Here is a 612-nt window from a genome sequence, read left to right as displayed (position 1 = left end):
TATCGTTGTTCGCCACGTCCTTCTTCGGCTCCTGGTGCCTAGGCATCCTCCGTGCGCTCTTACTAGCTTAACCATATGCTTGGGTGATTCGGCTTGTGTGCCGTTTTCATTTTGTTTCTCTGATCTCCTAAGACATCAAATGGTTGAAACAAAACGAAAAGAAGTCGCAACAATCTCGAACACCTTTCGCTTACAATAAAAACAGCTTAAAGGATGTTTCAGCAATTCTTTTTCTTTCGTTATCCAGTTTTCAAGGTGCAATTTGTTGAAAATTGTTGGTGGAGCCAAGCGGGATCGAACCGCTGACCTCCTGCTTGCAAGGCAGGCGCTCTCCCAGCTGAGCTATGGCCCCATATTAAGTTTACGACTTCCGAGAATTTATAGTGGTGGGCCTTAGTGGACTCGAACCACCGACCTCACCCTTATCAGGGGTGCGCTCTAACCAGCTGAGCTAAAGGCCCTTAATTCTCATCGTACGTATAAAAGGTGTGAAAACACCTGCTTGGCGACGTCCTACTCTCCCAAGACCCTGCGGTCTAAGTACCATTGGCGCTGGAGGGCTTAACGGTCGTGTTCGGTATGGGAACGCGTGGTTCCCCTCCGCCATCGCCA

General features: G+C 49.2%; 2 tRNA genes and 1 rRNA gene. All 3 read right to left on the bottom strand.

Features of this window, described 5'->3' with window-relative positions:
• Positions 1–276: 276 nt before the first annotated feature.
• A tRNA-Ala gene (locus tag RCO25_RS34690) sits at positions 277–352 on the bottom strand.
• Between the two features lie 32 nt (positions 353–384).
• A tRNA-Ile gene (locus RCO25_RS34685) sits at positions 385–461 on the bottom strand.
• 39 nt (positions 462–500) lie between these two features.
• Positions 501–612, bottom strand: a 5S ribosomal RNA gene (gene rrf, locus RCO25_RS34680); the annotation flags it as partial.

It is taken from the genome of Paenibacillus sp. LHD-38, from assembly GCF_031157315.1.
In the GTDB taxonomy this organism is placed as follows: domain Bacteria; phylum Bacillota; class Bacilli; order Paenibacillales; family Paenibacillaceae; genus Pristimantibacillus.
Note: the sequence above shows the minus strand (reverse complement) of the source record. Positions and strands in the feature narration are given on the sequence as shown.